Genomic DNA, 15,825 nt, shown 5'->3' with positions numbered 1-15,825 from the left:
TGGGGGATCGCGGCCACCGTGCGCGTCGTGCGACGCGACGGGCTGCGTCGCCTGCCCACCGCGCCGATCCTGCGCCGGCCCGAGGCGCGGCGATGACGCGCCGTCTCGTGCAGCTCTTCGTCGGGCTGTGGCTCTACGGCGCGACCATGGCCCTGCTGGTGCGGGCCGGCATGGGGCTCGACCCGTGGGACGTCTTCCACGAGGGTCTGACCCACCAGCTGCCGCTGACGTTCGGGCAGGTCGTCATCCTCGTCGGGGCACTCGTGCTGCTGGCCTGGATCCCGCTGCGCCAGCGTCCGGGCTTCGGCACGATCGCGAACGTCGTGGTGATCGGCCTGGCGGCCGACGCCACCCTGGCGGTCCTGCCCGAGGCCTCGGGTCCGGTGTGGGGCACGGCGATGCTGGTGGCCGGCGTCGTCGGCAACGGCATGGCGGGCGCCATGTATGTCGGAGCGGGCCTGGGCCCGGGCCCGCGCGACGGCCTGTGGACCGGCATCGTCCGACGCACCGGCGCGAGCGTGCGGCGCGTGCGCACGATGCTGGAGCTGCTCGTCCTCGCCACGGGCTTCCTGCTGGGCGGCACGGTGGGCATCGGCACGGTGCTCTACGCCGTGGCGATCGGCCCGATCGTGCAGCTCTTCCTGCCGTGGTTCGAGGTGCGCCGGGTCGCGGCCGCCGAGCCGGCCACGACCTGACGTCCGCTCAGGGCGCGAGGCGACGCAGCGACCAGCCCATCAGGATCCACATGAGACCCATGCCGGCCGCGAACAGCGCGACGCCGTAGGCGACCACCGACGTGAACAGCGAGGCACGCAGGAACGAGGCGTTCATCGCGACCTCGCGCAGGGGGTCGTCCTGCTCCAGCTCGGCGTAGGTCTTGCCACCCGTCGCCTCGAGGGCGTGCTTGTCGATCACCTGCGCCTGCGAGTAGGCGTCGACGGGGCCGTTCACCTGCTTGCCGCCGAACCACTCGGCGTCCTCGGAGACGGTGATGTTCTGGGCCTTCAGCTGGTCGGTGACGACCCACCACGTGGCGGCCCCGGCCACGACGAGGACGATGCCGGCGATGATCGACAGCAGTCCGACGGTGCGGACGCCTCGCGGACTGGTGGTGTGGGCGTAGGTCGGTTCGGACATGACGACTCCTCCTCCGTCTGGGTCTCGATGACCCGTTGGGCCGAGAGTAGGACGGCGAGGGGTTCGCCCGTGCCGGTCGCGTCAGCGGCGCGTGGCGATGATGAGGCTGGCGTCGGGGTCGATCAGCATCTCGACGGCGGCGAAGCGCTCGTCGGTGAGCCACTGCTCGCGGATCGTGTCGACCTGGCCGTCGACGATCGGCGGCCAGAACGCCGAGGGGACGAAGTCGTCGAGCACGGCGATGCCGCCGGGCTCGAGGAGGTCGGCCATCACGTCGATGCTGGCCATGACGTCGCGCACGTCCACGAACAATAGGGAGAACGGCGCGTACTGCTCGAGCACGGTCCAGTCGCCGCACGTGACCTCGACGTTCGAGGCGTCGTGGAAGATGCCCTGCACGTCCTCGGCGAGGCCGGGATCGAGCTCGGCGGTGACGATGTGGGCGCCCTTCGGGGCTCCGCTGGACAGCCAGGCCGAGCCCACGCCGCAACCGGTGCCGAGCTCGGCGAGGGTGCCGTGGCGCGAGGCGGCCAAGGTCGCCAGCAGTCGGCCCGTCTCGCTGCGGGTGGAGGTGATGAAGCCGCGGCGCCGGGACAGGTCCAGGGCGCGGGCGACCAGATCAGGGACCTCAGCCGGAGCGCTCATGAGGCCAGTGTTCCACGTGGCGGGCACGAAGGCGCCCGGGCTCACCCGCTGAGATCTGCGTGGGGTGCAGACGGCGGCCCGGACCCTGGTGTACAGTCGCGGCCATGCGGAAGCAGCTCGTACTCATCGCTTGCCGCGGCAGGACCTCCTAGGGCCACACCTGCCGCGGAGTTTCGGCGTTGGCTCGACGACTCTGCAGCAGATGTTCTGGACCAGGACCTGGTTCTCCTCCTCTGAAACGCTGACCGACGTCACCCGTCGCAGCACGTGGCCCCGCAGGGTCGTCGGTCCCGTCGGATCCCGCACCGACCACCACTGCCACTTCAGAGGAGCACTCATGTTCGACCCGATCATCGCCATGGAATGGGGACCCGCGCACCTGCGCGACGACGCCGATTTCGACGAGACGCCCGAAGACAACTGACGACCGGATAGCGAGACCCGAGTTTCAACATCTGAGATCAACGGTTCTAGGATGGACTCATGACCAGCACCTATTCCCTCGCGGTCGTCGCCGGCGACGGCATCGGCCCGGAAGTCACCGAGCAGGCCCTGAAGGTTCTCGACGTCGTCGCGCAGGGGTCCGGACTCACGTTCGACCGCACGGCCTACGACCTGGGCGCGCGCCGCTGGCACGCGACCGGCGAGACGCTGCCCGACAGCGTCCTCGAGGAGATCCGCGGGCACGACGCGATCCTGCTCGGCGCGGTCGGCGACCCGTCGGTCCCGTCCGGGGTGCTGGAGCGCGGACTGCTGCTGCGGCTGCGGTTCGAGCTCGACCACTACGTGAACCTGCGTCCCTCGAAGCTGTTCCCGGGCGTCCCCACGCCGCTGGCCGACCCGGGCGACATCGACTTCGTCGTCGTCCGTGAGGGCACCGAGGGACCGTACGTCGGCAACGGCGGCGCGATCCGCGTCGGCACGCCGCACGAGGTCGCCACCGAGGTCAGCCTCAACACGGCCTTCGGCGTCGAGCGTGTGGTCCGCGACGCGTTCGCCCGTGCGCAGGCGCGCCCGCGTCGCAAGCTGACGCTCGTGCACAAGAACAACGTGCTCGTCCACGCCGGCCACCTGTGGAGCCGCACGGTCGACGCCGTCGCGGCGGAGTTCCCCGACATCACGGTCGACTACCTGCACGTCGACGCCGCCACGATCTTCCTGGCGACCGACCCGGCGCGCTTCGACGTGATCGTCACGGACAACCTGTTCGGCGACATCCTCACCGACCTGGCCGCCGCCGTCACCGGTGGCATCGGCCTGGCCGCGAGCGGCAACGTCAACCCCGACCGCACCGCCCCGAGCATGTTCGAGCCGGTCCACGGCTCGGCGCCCGACATCGCCGGCCAGTCCAAGGCCGACCCGACCGCCGCGATCCTCTCGGCCGGCCTGCTGCTCGACCACCTCGGCCACGCCGCCGAGGCGGCGCGCATCACCGCCGCCGTCGAGGCCGACATCGCCGCGCGCGACGGTCAGCCGCGATCCACGCAGGAGGTGGGGGAGGCCATCGCGTCGCGCGTGGCCGCGGAGGTATCGGTCGCCTGACGACCCCTCCCACCACTCCCGAAAGGACTATCGTGTCCGCCATGACCACCCCTGCGTTCACCCCCCGGATCGAGACCAACGCGAACGCACGCAGCGACGCCGAGCGCTCGGAGATCCTCGCCGATCCCGGGTTCGGCAACCACTTCACCGACCACATGTTCCTGACCGAGTGGACGCCGGACCGCGACTGGCACGACCCCCGCGTCGTGCCGTACGGCCCGCTGTCGCTCGACCCGGCCACGGCGGTGCTGCACTACGCCCAGGAGATCTTCGAGGGCCTCAAGGCCTACGCCCACGCCGACGGCTCGGTGTGGCTGTTCCGTCCCGAGGCCAACGCGGCCCGGATGCAGCGCTCGGCGCACCGCCTCGCGCTGCCCGAGCTGCCGGTCGAGTGGTTCATCGGGTCGGTGCGGTCGCTGATCGAGACCGACCGCGCGTGGGTGCCCACGGGCGAGGAGCGCAGCCTCTACCTGCGCCCCTTCATGTTCGCGTCCGAGGTCTTCCTGGGCGTCCGGCCCAGCCAGCACGTCACGTACTCGGTGATCGCGTCGCCCGCCGGCGCCTACTTCTCCGAGGGCATCAAGCCGGTCGACATCTGGCTCTCCAGCGAGTACAGCCGGGCGGGCGCCGGTGGCACGGGCGCCGCGAAGTGCGGCGGCAACTACGCCGCCAGCCTGCTGCCCCAGCAGGAGGCCGCGACGCACGGCTGCGCGCAGGTCGCCTTCCTGGACTCGGTGGAGCACCGCTGGGTCGAGGAGCTCGGCGGCATGAACCTGTACTTCGTGCACGCCGACGGATCGATCGTCACGCCCGAGCTCAGTGGTTCGATCCTCGAGGGCATCACCCGCGACTCGATCCTGGCCATCGCCAAGGACCTGGGCCACGACGTCATCGAGCGCAAGGTCTCGATCGACGACTGGCGCGACGGCGTCGCCGACGGCACGATCACCGAGGTCTTCGCCTGCGGCACCGCCGCGGTGGTCACTCCGGTGGGCAAGCTCAAGTGGGACGGTGGCGAGGTCGTCAGCGCCGAGGGCGAGCCGGGCAAGGTCACGGCCGACATCCGCTCGGCACTGGTCGACATCCAGTACGGCCGCGCCGAGGACCGCCACGGCTGGATGACCCGCGCGGTCTGACCTCCGGCGAGCGCGAGATGTGCTCCCTTTTCGACCTTTCAGCCCGGCTCAAACGTCGAAAGGGGAGCACATCTCGTTGCGGGGTCAGAACTGGACGGTGGGAGGAGCGTCCTGGCCGGCGGGAGCGTCGTAGAAGGTGCGCTCCTTCACGCCGGCGACGCCCGTGAAGAACATCCACGGGATCGTGCGCACCAGCTGGTTGAGCGCCCGCACGGCGTCGTTGTAGTACTGGCGCGCGAACGACAGCTTGTCCTCGGTGTCGCTCAGCTCGGTCTGCAGGTGCTGGAAGTTCGCCGAGGCCTTGAGGTCGGGGTACGCCTCGGCGACGGCCATCACGTCGACGAGCGCGCGCTCGAGGCGGGCCTCGGCAGCGGCGCGCTGCTCGACCGAGCCCGACCGGGCGGCCTCGGTGACGCCGGCGCGCGCGGCCGTGACCTCCTCGAAGACGCCGCGCTCGTGGGCGGCGTAGCCCTTCACGGCGTTCACGAGGTTCGGGATGAGGTCGGCGCGGCGGGTCAGCTGCACGTCGATCCCGCCGAGCGCCTCCTGGGCGGCGATGTCGGCCGTGCGCAGCCGGTTGAACGCGACGACCCCGAACAGCACGAGGGCGACGACGATCGCGACGATGATCCAGATCAGCACGGGAACCTCCAGGTACGGGAACTGGTCGAAACTCTAGTGGGGCGCGGCGCCGGGGCCGAGGGGTTCACCACGAGCCGCCCCCGCCTCCGCCGCCTCCACCGCCGCTGAAGCCGCCGCCCCCACCGCCCCCGCTCGAGGAGGAGGAGACGCTCGCGGTGTAGGCGCCGATCGAGCTGGAGAGCGCGCTCTCGAAGCTGCTGAAGGCGGCCGCGCCGCTGGCGCCGACGGTGCCGCCGCCCGTCGTGCCGCCGTACCAGACCGGGACGGGTGCGGGCAGGCCCGTGGCGGTCTCGTACTTGCGGGCCCACAGGTCGGCGACGCCGAAGGCGACCGCGTAGGGGATGAAGGCGGTGTAGAGGTCCTCGCGGCCGCTGAAGTCGAACCGGTCCTTCGCCGCGTCGGTGCTGAGGAAGCGCTCGAAGCCACCGGCGCGCGACCACAGCTCGCGGCCCTCGCGGGTGCGGCGCCGGCCGACACCGGGCATCAGCACGCCGACCGAGCCGATCGCGAAGGCGGCGAAGGGCATCAGGTAGAGGCCGGTGACCCCGACGAACGTGCCGCCGATCACCACGCCGATCGCGACCACGAGGAGCGCGCGCCACAGCCACTCGTGCGAGGCCGGGACGACGGTGCGGCTGGTGGTGCCCCAGGCCCGGGCGACGCCGGGCAGTGCGGTCTTCACCGCGGACAGGCGCTTGCCCGACTCGATCGAGCCGTCGGCCGTGAACGTGCGGCCCTCGCCGCGCAGGTCGAGCCCGGAGACGACCTCGCGGGCGACCGGGTCGAGGCGGTCCCACGTGGCGGGGTCGACGTGGCTCGTGACGGTCCAGTCCTTGCCGTGCTGCCGCAGGTCGACGTGCTGCTGCTCGGCCAGGTGCAGCAGCGTGGCGGTCAGGGCGTGGCGGGGCACCCGCTCGTCGGTGACGTAGGCCGTCTGCACCGGACCGAGTCCTTCGGGCGGTTCGAACAGCACGGGGAGGCCGGGCACGCGCTCCCGCGTGGTGCGCTCCAGGAGGTAGCCCACGAGCAGGGCGACCGCGGAGATCAGCACGACGACGGCGAGGGCGGGCAGCGACGAGCCCAGCATCCGGTCCCAGCCGATCGACCAGGGGACGTGCGCGCGGTCGGGGGCGGGGGAGTCCATCGCGGCGCGCACCACCACGGCGGTGTGGGGCGCGAGGTCGGTGGCCGTGATGCGCAGCTCGCGGGAGCCCTCGCCCTCGACGGTGCACGGGCGCCCGTCGCCGATCGAGCACTCCAGGCGGTCGGTCGGCTGCGGCAGGGAGACGCGCAGGTCGGCCACGCTGATCGGCATGCTCCAGCCCGCGGCCACGACCTGCCAGACGAGCTCGGCGCGGTCGGACTCGCCGCCGGTCCAGCTGGCGCTCGAGTCGGCCAGGCTCTCGGGATTCGGACCCAGCACGCCGTCGATCCGGTAGTCGATCGTGTAGGTGTGGGTGCCGGCCGCCAGGTAGGTGTTCGGGTCGCCGATCTTGGCCACGCGGAAGCGCCGGCCCTGCTCCCAGGAGCGGCTGACGGGCACGGGCTCGCCGTCGAGGCGGATGCGCACGTCCTTCGGGTGGTACCGGACGGTGTGGTCGCCCTGGTCCGAGCGGTCCCAGTAGCGGAAGATGCCGTGGCGTCCCCACGGGAAGTCGGCGGTGATGGTCTCGCTCGCGTGCAGGGTGCCGTCCGCGTCGACGTCGTACGTCGCGCGGTACGACGTGATCGTCACGGGATCGGCGACACCGGTGCTGGAGGAGCCTCCCATCGTCGCGAGCGCGGGGACGAGCAGCAGTCCGGCGAGGATCACCGCGGTGACCAACCGGAGCACGAGACGGGCCATGGCGGGATACTAGGCGGAGCGGACCCCACCCCGAATGCAAAGTCTTGCAGTGCTGTGCAAGAATGTTCCCCATGTCCAAGGTCCTCACCACTCTTCCCGTCGGCGAGCGCGTCGGCATCGCCTTCTCCGGCGGACTCGACACGTCCGTCGCCGTCGCCTGGATGCGCGACAAGGGCGCCGTGCCCTGCACGTACACCGCCGACCTCGGCCAGTACGACGAGCCGGACATCTCCGGCGTCCCCGGACGCGCGATGGAGTACGGCGCCGAGCTGGCCCGGGCCATCGACTGCAAGCGCCCCCTCGTCGACGAGGGCCTGGCCGCCCTCGCGTGCGGCGCCTTCCACATCAAGTCGGCGGGCCGCACCTACTTCAACACCACCCCGCTGGGCCGCGCCGTCACCGGCACGCTGCTCGTGCGCGCGATGCACGAGGACGGCGTCAACATCTGGGGCGACGGCTCGACCTTCAAGGGCAACGACATCGAGCGGTTCTACCGCTACGGCCTGCTGGCCAACCCCGAGCTGCGCGTCTACAAGCCGTGGCTCGACGCCGACTTCGTCCACGAGCTGGGCGGCCGCACCGAGATGAGCCAGTGGCTCGTCGAGCACGGCCTGCCGTACCGGGACAGCCAGGAGAAGGCGTACTCGACCGACGCCAACATCTGGGGCGCCACGCACGAGGCCAAGACGCTGGAGCACCTCGACGTCTCGCTGGAGACCGTCGACCCGATCATGGGCGTGAAGTTCTGGGACCCGTCGGTGGACATCGACGCCGAGGACGTCACGATCTCGTTCGAGGAGGGTCGCCCCGTCGCCATCAACGGCACCCGGTTCGACGACCCGGTCGCGCTCGTCCACGAGGCCAACGTGATCGGCGGCCGGCACGGACTGGGCATGTCCGACCAGATCGAGAACCGCATCATCGAGGCCAAGAGCCGGGGCATCTACGAGGCGCCGGGCATGGCGCTGCTGTGGATCGCCTACGAGCGGCTGGTCAACGCGGTGCACAACGAGGACACCATCGCGAACTACCACGCGCACGGCCGCCGCCTCGGCCGGCTGATGTACGAGGGCCGGTGGCTCGACCCGCAGGCGATGATGCTGCGCGAGTCGATCCAGCGCTGGATCGCGTCGCTCGTGCACGGCTCGGTCACGCTGCGGCTGCGGCGGGGCGAGGACTACTCGATCCTCGACACCCAGGGCTCGCACTTCTCCTACCACCCCGAGAAGCTCTCGATGGAGCGCACCGAGAACGCTGTCTTCGGACCCACCGACCGGATCGGCCAGCTCACGATGCGCAATCTCGACATCGCCGACTCGCGCGCCAAGCTCGAGATGTACGCCTCGCAGCCGCTCGACCAGGGCCAGGTCCTGGTCGAGAACGGCACGCTGTTCGGCGATCTGCCTGCCGGTGGAGCCATGCGGATCGAGGCGAACCCCTCGGTCGAGGGCGACGAGGAGGTGGCTCTCGAGGCCGCCGCCATGGAGTTCGGGACGGACTGATCGCCATGATCAAGGTCGCCGTCACCGGTGCCACCGGGTACGCCGGCGGAGAAGTGCTGCGGCTGCTGCTGTCGCACCCCGAGGTCGAGGTGGGCGCGCTGACCGCGGCGTCCACCGCGGGCTCTCGGTTCGGCCAGCACCAGCCCCACCTGCTCCCGCTGGCCGACCGGATCGTCGCCGAGACCACCCCCGAGACCCTCGCCGGACACGACGTCGTGTTCCTGGCGCTGCCGCACGGCGCGTCGGGCGCCGTCGCCGCGCAGCTGCCCGACGACGTCCTCGTGATCGACTGCGGGGCCGACCACCGGCTCGAGAGCTCGCAGGACTGGGCCGACTACTACGGCGGCGAGCACGCGGGCACCTGGCCGTACGGCATGCCCGAGCTCATCACGGGCTCCTCGCGTCAGCGCGCGGCGCTGGCCGGCGCGCGGCGCGTCGCCGTGCCGGGCTGCAACGTCACCGCCGTGACGCTGGGCCTGCAGCCGGCGGTCGCCGCGGGTCTGGTCGAGACCACCGACCTCGTCGCCGTGCTGGCGAACGGGTACTCCGGCGCGGGCAAGTCGCTCAAGACGCACCTGCTGGCGTCCGAGGGCCTGGGCGCCGCGCTGCCGTACGCGGTCGGCGGCAGCCACCGCCACATTCCCGAGATCGCGCAGAACCTCACCAAGGCCGGCGCGCCCGAGGTGACGATCTCCTTCACGCCCACGCTGGTGCCGATGGCGCGGGGCATCCTGGCCACCGCCACCGCGCGGCTGGCCGAGGGCATCGACGAGGCGCAGGTGCGCGCCGCCTACGAGGACGCGTACGGCGACGAGCCGTTCCTGCACCTGCTGCCCGAGGGCCAGTGGCCCACCACGGCCGCCACGCTGGGCGCCAACACGGCCCAGATCCAGGTCGCGGTCGACGAGCGCGCGGGTCGCCTCGTCACGGTCACGGCCATCGACAACCTCGTCAAGGGCACGGCCGGCGCGGCCGTCCAGTCGATGAACCTCGCGCTGGGTCTGCCCGAGACCACCGGACTCACCACGATCGGAGTGGCGCCATGAACGAGAACAGCACGGGCGTGACCGCTGCGCAGGGCTTCCGGGCCGCGGGCGTCACCGCCGGCCTCAAGGACTCGGGCAAGCCCGACATCGCGCTCGTCGTCAACGACGGTCCGTCGTCGGCCGCGGCCGCCGTGTTCACCTCGAACCGCTGCAAGGCGCACCCGGTGATCTGGAGCGAGCAGGCGATCAAGGGCGGCAGCGCCCGCTCGATCGTGCTCAACTCCGGCGGCGCCAACTGCTACACGGGACCCGAGGGATTCGCGGCCACGCACCGCACGGCCGAGCGCGTCGCCGAGCACCTCGGCATCGGTGCGATCGACGTCCAGGTCTGCTCGACGGGCCTCATCGGGCGCCTGCTCGACGAGTCCAAGGTGCTGGCCGGGGTCGACGCGGCCGTCGTCGCTCTCTCGCCCGAGGGCGGCGCCGACGCAGCGACGGCGATCATGACCACCGACACCGTCATGAAGCAGTCCGTCGCGCAGGGCGACGGCTGGGTCATCGGCGGCATGGCGAAGGGCGCGGGCATGCTCGCCCCGGCGCTGGCCACGATGCTCGTCGTCGTCACGACCGACGCCGACCTCGACGCGGCCACGCTCGACACCGCCCTGCGGACCGCCACGGCCCAGACGTTCGACCGGCTCGACTCCGACGGCTGCCAGTCCACCAACGACACCGTGCTGCTGATGGCGTCCGGTGCCTCGGGCGTCGCGCCGGAGGTCGCCGCGTTCACCGAGGCGCTCACCACCGTGTGCCGCGACCTCGCGCTGCAGCTGCTGGCCGACGCCGAGGGCGCCGACCACGAGATCGCGATCACCACGGTCAACGCCGCGAGCGAGCAGGACGCGCTCGAGGTCGGCCGGTCCGTCGCGCGCAGCAACCTGTTCAAGACGGCGATCTACGGCAAGGACCCCAACTGGGGCCGCATCCTGGCCTCGGCCGGCACCACGACCGCGGAGTTCGACCCGCTCGACCTCGACGTCGCGGTCAACGACGTGTGGGTGTGCCGCAACTCCGGCGTGGGGGAGTCGATCGACCTGGTCGACCTCGAGCCGCGCTCGGTCACGGTCACGATCGACCTCAAGGCAGGCGACCACAGCGCCACGATCTGGACCAACGACCTGACGCACGCCTACGTCCACGAGAACTCCGCCTACTCGACCTGAGGAAGCACCGATGAGTGACAACGAGATGAAGCAGTGGGCGCCCGAGGACTGGGCGGCCGCCACCACGAAGGCGGCCACGCTGGCGCACGCCCTGCCGTGGCTGAAGGCCTACCACGGCAAGATCGTCGTGGTGAAGTACGGCGGCAACGCCATGACCGACGAGCGCCTCAAGCGCGCGTTCGCGGAGGACATCGTCTTCCTGCGGCTGGCCGGCTTCAAGCCGGTGGTGGTGCACGGCGGCGGGCCGCAGATCAGCGCCATGCTCGACCGCCTCCAGATCGAGTCGGAGTTCCGCGGCGGCCTGCGGGTCACCACACCCGAGGCCGTCGAGGTCGTCCGGATGGTGCTCAAGGGCCAGGTCGGCCCCGAGCTGGTCGGCCTGCTCAACCAGCACGGCGACCTCGCCGTCGGTCTGTCCGGTGAGGACGGCGGCCTGTTCCGTGCCCAGCGCACCCAGCCGGTCGTCGACGGCGAGCCGGTCGACGTGGGCCTCGTGGGCGAGGTCGTCGGGGTGCGTCCCGAGGCCGTCATCGACCTCATCGACGCCGGTCGCATCCCGGTGGTCTCCACCGTCGCGCCCGACGCCGACGGCCAGGTGCTCAACGTCAACGCCGACACGGCCGCCTCGGCCCTCGCCGTGGCGCTCGGGGCCGAGAAGCTGCTGGTCCTCACCGACGTCGAGGGCCTCTACGCCGACTGGCCGAACAGCAGTGACGTCATCGGCGAGATCAGCCCCGAGTCGCTCGAGGCGATCCTGCCCGAGCTGGCCAGCGGCATGATCCCCAAGATGACCGCGTGCCTCAACGCCGTCCGTGGCGGCGTCAAGCGCGCCACCGTCGTCGACGGTCGCGAGGAGCACGCCGTGCTGCTGGAGATCTTCACCGACGAGGGCGTCGGCACCCAGGTGCTCGCCGGCGCACGGACCAAGATCCGCACCGCGATGTACACGACCAGTGCGAAGGAGAAGTCGTGAGTCTTCCTGAAGGAGTCGTGATCCACGGCCGCGAGCCCCGGCTCGGCGGCGCCGAGTGGACCGAGCGCTACCGCGGCGCGGTGATGAACACGTTCGGCGACCCGCAGCGCGTGCTCGTGCGCGGCGAGGGCTCCCACGTGTGGGACGCCGACGGCAACCGCTACCTCGACCTGCTCGGCGGCATCGCCGTCAACGTGCTCGGCCACGGGCACCCCGCGATCCTCGAGGCCGTCGCGCAGCAGCTGCAGACGCTCGGCCACATCAGCAACTTCTTCGCGTCGGCGCCCCAGATCGAGCTCGCCGAGAAGCTGCTCGAGCTGCTCGGCTCCGACGGCCGCGTCTTCTTCGCGAACTCGGGCACCGAGGCCAACGAGGCCGCGTTCAAGGCCACCCGCCGCACGGGCCGCACCACGGTCGTCGCTGCCGAGGGCTCGTTCCACGGCCGCTCGATGGGCGCGCTCGCGCTGACCTCGAAGGCCGCCTACCGCGAGCCGTTCGAGCCGCTGCCGGGCGACGTCCGTTGGGTGCCGTTCGGCGACGCCGAGGCACTGGCCGCGGCCGTCGACGAGACCGTGGCCGCCGTGATCCTCGAGCCCATCCAGGGGGAGGCCGGCGTCATCGTGCCGCCGGAGGACTACCTCGCGGCCGCCCGCCGGATCACGTCCGAGCACGGCGCGCTCCTGTGGCTCGACGAAGTCCAGACCGGCATCGGCCGCACCGGCGACTGGTTCGGGCACACGCCGTCGGGCGTCACGCCCGACCTGGTGACCTTCGCCAAGGGCCTCGGCGGCGGCATCCCGATCGGTGCGTGCGTCGCGCTCGGGGAGGCCGCCACGCTGCTCGGCCCGGGCAACCACGGCACCACGTTCGGCGGCAACCCGGTCGCGACCGCCGCCGGCCTCGCCGTCATCTCCACGATCGAGTCGCAGGGCCTGCTCGCGGCCACGCAGGCGCGCGGCGACCAGCTCGCCGACGGCCTCACCCGCCACGCGCGGGTCGAGGGCGTCACGGGTCGAGGCCTGCTGCGGGGCGTCGTGCTCAGCGAGCCGCGCGCGGCCGACGTGCAGAAGGCCGCGCTCGACGCCGGGCTCATCGTGAACGCCCCCACGCCCGACCGGCTGCGCCTCGCGCCGCCGCTCGTGCTGACCGAGGACGAGGCCGCCCACGCCGTGTCCACCCTCGGCGCGATCCTCGACGAGGTGCTCTCATGAGCGAGCGCCAGCGAGCGAGCATCGGCACGGGCATGGTGCCGCCGACGTACCCTGCACTTTCCACGGAGGTGGGATCATGACCCGGCACTTCCTGCGGGACGACGACCTGACTCCCGAAGAACAGGCTGAAGTGCTGGCGCTCGCCGCCGAGCTGAAGGCCGAGCCGTACTCGCGCCGCCCGCTCGCGGGACCCCAGTCGGTGGTCGTGCTGTTCGACAAGTCGTCCACCCGCACGCGCGTGTCGTTCGCGGTGGGCATCGCCGACCTCGGCGGCAACGCCGTGGTGATGGACACGGGCGTCACGCAGGTGGGTCGCGGCGAGCCGATCGCCGACACGGCGCGCGTCCTGGGCCGCATGGCCAGCGCCGTCGTGTGGCGCACCTACGCCCAGGACGGCCTCGAGCAGATGGCCGAGCACGCGGGCGTCCCGGTGGTCAACGCGCTCTCGGACGACTTCCACCCGTGCCAGATCCTCGCGGACTGGCTGACGGTGATCGAGCACAAGGGCGCGCTCGCCGGGCTCACGGTCGCCTACGTGGGCGACGGGGCCAACAACATGGGCCACTCGTACCTCCTCGGCGGCGCCACGGCGGGCATGCACGTCCGCGTCGGCGCACCGGAGGGCTTTCAGCCCGATCCCGCGATCGTCGCCGACGCCGAGCGGATCGCCGCCGGCACGGGCGGCTCCGTCGCGGTCACTGCCGACCCGGCCGCCGCCGTGGCCGGAGCCGACGTCGTCATCACCGACACGTGGGTCTCGATGGGGCAGGAGGACGAGAAGGCCGAGCGCGTCGCGCTGTTCGGCGCCTACTCGGTCACCGCGGACCTCATGGCCAAGGCCGACCCCGAGGCGATCGTGCTCCACTGCCTCCCGGCGTACCGGGGGCTCGAGATCGCCGCCGACGTCATCGACGGACCGCAGTCCGTGGTGTGGGACGAGGCCGAGAACCGCGTCCACGCCCAGAAGGCGGTCCTGACCTGGCTGCTGGAACGGTCATGATCCCCGGCACCAAGGCGTCCCGCCAAGCGCTCATCGTCGACCTGCTCGGCACGTGCGACGTGCGGTCGCAGGGCGAGCTCGTCGACCTGCTGCGCGAGCGCGGGGTCACCGCGACGGCGTCCACGGTGTCGCGCGACCTCGACGAGCTCGACGCCGTCCGCGTCCGCCAGGGCGACGGCAGCCTCGTGTACGCGGTTCCGGCCGAGGGCGGCGACCGTAGCGCCCGGGCCGCCTCCGACTCGTTCGCGGCGCAGGTCCGGCTCCAGCGCCTGCTGCGCGAGCTGCTCGTCTCGGCGCAGTCGTCCGCGAACCTCGTGGTGCTGCGCACCCCGCCCGGTGCCGCGCAGTTCCTGGCCTCCGCGATCGACCACGTGCAGATGAGCGAGACGCTCGGCACGATCGCCGGCGACGACACGGTCATGCTGATCTCGCGCGACCCGGCCGGCGGCGAGGCCCTCGCCGCCCACCTGAACTCCCTCGCCCGTAAGGTGCCCACCGATGACTGACTCCTCCGACCTCACGCCCGCCGTGCCCGGCTCCACCGACGTCGAGGCCGCCGACTCGCGACTCTGGGGCGGGCGCTTCGCGTCCGGCCCCTCGCCCGAGCTGACCGAGCTCTCGCGCTCGACGCACTTCGACTGGCGGCTCGCGCCCTACGACCTGGCCGGCTCGCGCGCCCACGCGCGCGTGCTGCACTCCGCGGGCCTGCTGACCGACGACGACCTCGCGGCCATGATGGACGGCATCGCGTCGCTCGACGGCGACGTCCGCTCGGGCGCCTTCCGCCCCGAGCCGGGCGACGAGGACGTCCACTCCGCGCTCGAGCGAGGCCTGATGGAGCGCCTCGGCGCCGACCTCGGGGGCCGGCTGCGGGCCGGCCGCTCGCGCAACGACCAGGTCGCCACGCTCTTCCGCGCCTACCTGCGCGACCACGCGCGCCAGGTCGCCTCGCTCGTGCGCGAGCTCGTCGAGGCCATCGCCGGGCAGGCCGAGCGCCACCTCGGCGCGCCGATGCCCGGCCGCACACACCTCCAGCACGCCCAGCCCGTCCTCCTCTCGCACCACCTGCTGGCCCACGCCTGGCCGCTCGTGCGCGACCTCGACCGACTGCGCGAATGGGACGCCCGCGTCGGCTCCGAGTCGCCCTACGGCTCGGGCGCGCTCGCGGGCTCCTCGCTGGGCCTCGACCCCGAGGCGGTCGCGGCCGACCTCGGCTTCACCGGCTCGGCCGCGAACTCGATCGACGGCACGGCGGCGCGCGACTTCGTCGCCGAGTTCGCCTTCGTGGCGGCGCAGATCGGCGTCGACGTCTCCCGGCTCGCCGAGGAGATCATCCTGTGGAACACGAAGGAGTTCGACTTCGTCACGCTGCACGACGGGTACTCCACCGGGTCGAGCATCATGCCGCAGAAGAAGAACCCCGACATCGCCGAGCTCGCCCGCGGCAAGGCCGGCCGCCTGATCGGCAACGTGTCGGGCCTGCTGGCCACGCTCAAGGCGCTGCCGCTGGCCTACAACCGCGACCTGCAGGAGGACAAGGAGCCGGTCTTCGACTCGATCGACACGCTCGAGGTCCTGCTGCCCGCGTTCACCGGCATGGTGGCCACGCTCGAGTTCAACACCACGCGGATGGCCGAGCTCGCGCCGCAGGGCTTCGCGCTGGCCACCGACGTGGCCGAGTGGCTCGTCCGCCAGGGCGTGCCGTTCCGCGTCGCGCACGAGCTCTCGGGCGCGTGCGTCCGTGCGTGCGAGGAGCGCGGCATCGAGCTGTGGGACCTCAGCGACGAGGACTTCGCGCAGATCTCGCCGCACCTGTCGGGCGCGTCCGAGCCCGGGGGAGTGCGCGAGGTGCTGACGCTCGCCGGCTCGATCGCCTCGCGCGACGGCCGCGGCGGCACCGCCCAGGCCCGCGTCACCGAGCAGCTCGCGGAGCTCCGCTCGCGGCTCTGAGGGTGGAGGATCCCCTGTTGACAGGGGAATCC

16 protein-coding genes are annotated in these 15,825 nt (G+C 72.0%); 12 read left to right on the top strand and 4 right to left on the bottom strand.

What is annotated here, in order from left to right; translation table 11 throughout:
• The first annotated feature begins 92 nt into the window (after nt 1–92).
• Nucleotides 93–695 carry a membrane protein YczE gene (yczE, locus tag BJ975_RS09645; protein WP_179425308.1) on the top strand — a complete coding sequence of 201 codons (603 nt, stop codon included), beginning with the start codon at nt 93–95 and terminating at the stop codon, nt 693–695.
• A 7-nt stretch (nt 696–702) separates the two neighbouring features.
• Here yczE and BJ975_RS09640 read toward each other — a convergent pair whose 3' ends face one another.
• A complete protein-coding gene (locus BJ975_RS09640; RefSeq protein WP_179425306.1) occupies nt 703–1,137 on the bottom strand; it encodes an aromatic ring-opening dioxygenase LigA in 435 nt (144 codons plus the stop codon).
• A gap of 81 nt (nt 1,138–1,218) precedes the next feature.
• Nucleotides 1,219–1,782: an O-methyltransferase gene (locus BJ975_RS09635; RefSeq protein WP_179425304.1), complete on the bottom strand. Its 564-nt coding sequence runs from the start codon at nt 1,780–1,782 to the stop codon at nt 1,219–1,221.
• A 202-nt stretch (nt 1,783–1,984) separates the two neighbouring features.
• On the opposite strand from BJ975_RS09635, the gene BJ975_RS09630 reads away from it, so the two are divergent.
• From BJ975_RS09630 to BJ975_RS09620, 3 genes are read left to right on the top strand one after another with little or no spacing between them, the layout of a single operon-like run.
• A complete protein-coding gene (locus BJ975_RS09630) occupies nt 1,985–2,206 on the top strand; it encodes a hypothetical protein (protein ID WP_179425302.1) in 222 nt (73 codons plus the stop codon).
• A 59-nt stretch (nt 2,207–2,265) separates the two neighbouring features.
• A complete protein-coding gene (locus tag BJ975_RS09625; RefSeq protein ID WP_179425300.1) occupies nt 2,266–3,324 on the top strand; it encodes a 3-isopropylmalate dehydrogenase in 1,059 nt (352 codons plus the stop codon).
• A 41-nt stretch (nt 3,325–3,365) separates the two neighbouring features.
• Nucleotides 3,366–4,460, top strand: coding sequence for a branched-chain amino acid aminotransferase (locus tag BJ975_RS09620; RefSeq protein ID WP_179425298.1), 1,095 nt, complete (start codon nt 3,366–3,368; stop codon nt 4,458–4,460).
• Between the two features lie 84 nt (nt 4,461–4,544).
• Here BJ975_RS09620 and BJ975_RS09615 read toward each other — a convergent pair whose 3' ends face one another.
• Nucleotides 4,545–5,102, bottom strand: coding sequence for a LemA family protein (locus BJ975_RS09615; protein WP_179425296.1), 558 nt, complete (start codon nt 5,100–5,102; stop codon nt 4,545–4,547).
• A gap of 64 nt (nt 5,103–5,166) precedes the next feature.
• A complete protein-coding gene (locus BJ975_RS09610) occupies nt 5,167–6,948 on the bottom strand; it encodes a DUF2207 domain-containing protein (protein WP_218845817.1) in 1,782 nt (593 codons plus the stop codon).
• Nucleotides 6,949–7,019: 71 nt separating this feature from the next.
• Between BJ975_RS09610 and argG the strand changes: the two genes are divergently transcribed.
• The 8 genes from argG to argH all read left to right on the top strand — a co-directional run bounded on the left by argG (nt 7,020) and on the right by argH (nt 15,793).
• A complete protein-coding gene (gene argG / locus BJ975_RS09605) occupies nt 7,020–8,450 on the top strand; it encodes an argininosuccinate synthase (RefSeq protein ID WP_179425294.1) in 1,431 nt (476 codons plus the stop codon).
• 5 nt (nt 8,451–8,455) lie between these two features.
• Nucleotides 8,456–9,496 (top strand): N-acetyl-gamma-glutamyl-phosphate reductase, encoded by a 1,041-nt coding sequence (gene argC / locus BJ975_RS09600; RefSeq protein WP_179425292.1) that lies wholly within the window; start codon nt 8,456–8,458, stop codon nt 9,494–9,496.
• Complete coding sequence (gene argJ / locus BJ975_RS09595) at nt 9,493–10,659, top strand: bifunctional glutamate N-acetyltransferase/amino-acid acetyltransferase ArgJ (RefSeq protein ID WP_179425290.1); 1,167 nt, start codon at nt 9,493–9,495, stop codon at nt 10,657–10,659. Before argC ends, argJ begins: the two co-directional genes overlap by 4 nt.
• Nucleotides 10,660–10,669: 10 nt before the next feature.
• On the top strand, nt 10,670–11,632 hold the full coding sequence (gene argB / locus BJ975_RS09590; protein WP_179425288.1) for an acetylglutamate kinase: 963 nt from the start codon (nt 10,670–10,672) through the stop codon (nt 11,630–11,632).
• On the top strand, nt 11,629–12,843 hold the full coding sequence (locus BJ975_RS09585; protein ID WP_395487214.1) for an acetylornithine transaminase: 1,215 nt from the start codon (nt 11,629–11,631) through the stop codon (nt 12,841–12,843). Before argB ends, BJ975_RS09585 begins: the two co-directional genes overlap by 4 nt.
• A gap of 76 nt (nt 12,844–12,919) precedes the next feature.
• Entirely contained in the window at nt 12,920–13,843 is a 924-nt protein-coding gene (gene argF / locus BJ975_RS09580) for an ornithine carbamoyltransferase (protein WP_179425286.1), read from the top strand.
• Complete coding sequence (locus BJ975_RS09575; protein WP_179425284.1) at nt 13,840–14,349, top strand: arginine repressor; 510 nt, start codon at nt 13,840–13,842, stop codon at nt 14,347–14,349. Before argF ends, BJ975_RS09575 begins: the two co-directional genes overlap by 4 nt.
• Nucleotides 14,342–15,793 carry an argininosuccinate lyase gene (gene argH / locus BJ975_RS09570; RefSeq protein WP_179425282.1) on the top strand — a complete coding sequence of 484 codons (1,452 nt, stop codon included), beginning with the start codon at nt 14,342–14,344 and terminating at the stop codon, nt 15,791–15,793. Before BJ975_RS09575 ends, argH begins: the two co-directional genes overlap by 8 nt.
• Nucleotides 15,794–15,825: the final 32 nt, after the last annotated feature.

Source organism: Aeromicrobium tamlense, assembly GCF_013408555.1.
GTDB classification, from domain to species: Bacteria; Actinomycetota; Actinomycetes; order Propionibacteriales; family Nocardioidaceae; genus Aeromicrobium; species Aeromicrobium tamlense.
Note: the sequence above shows the minus strand (reverse complement) of the source record. Positions and strands in the feature narration are given on the sequence as shown.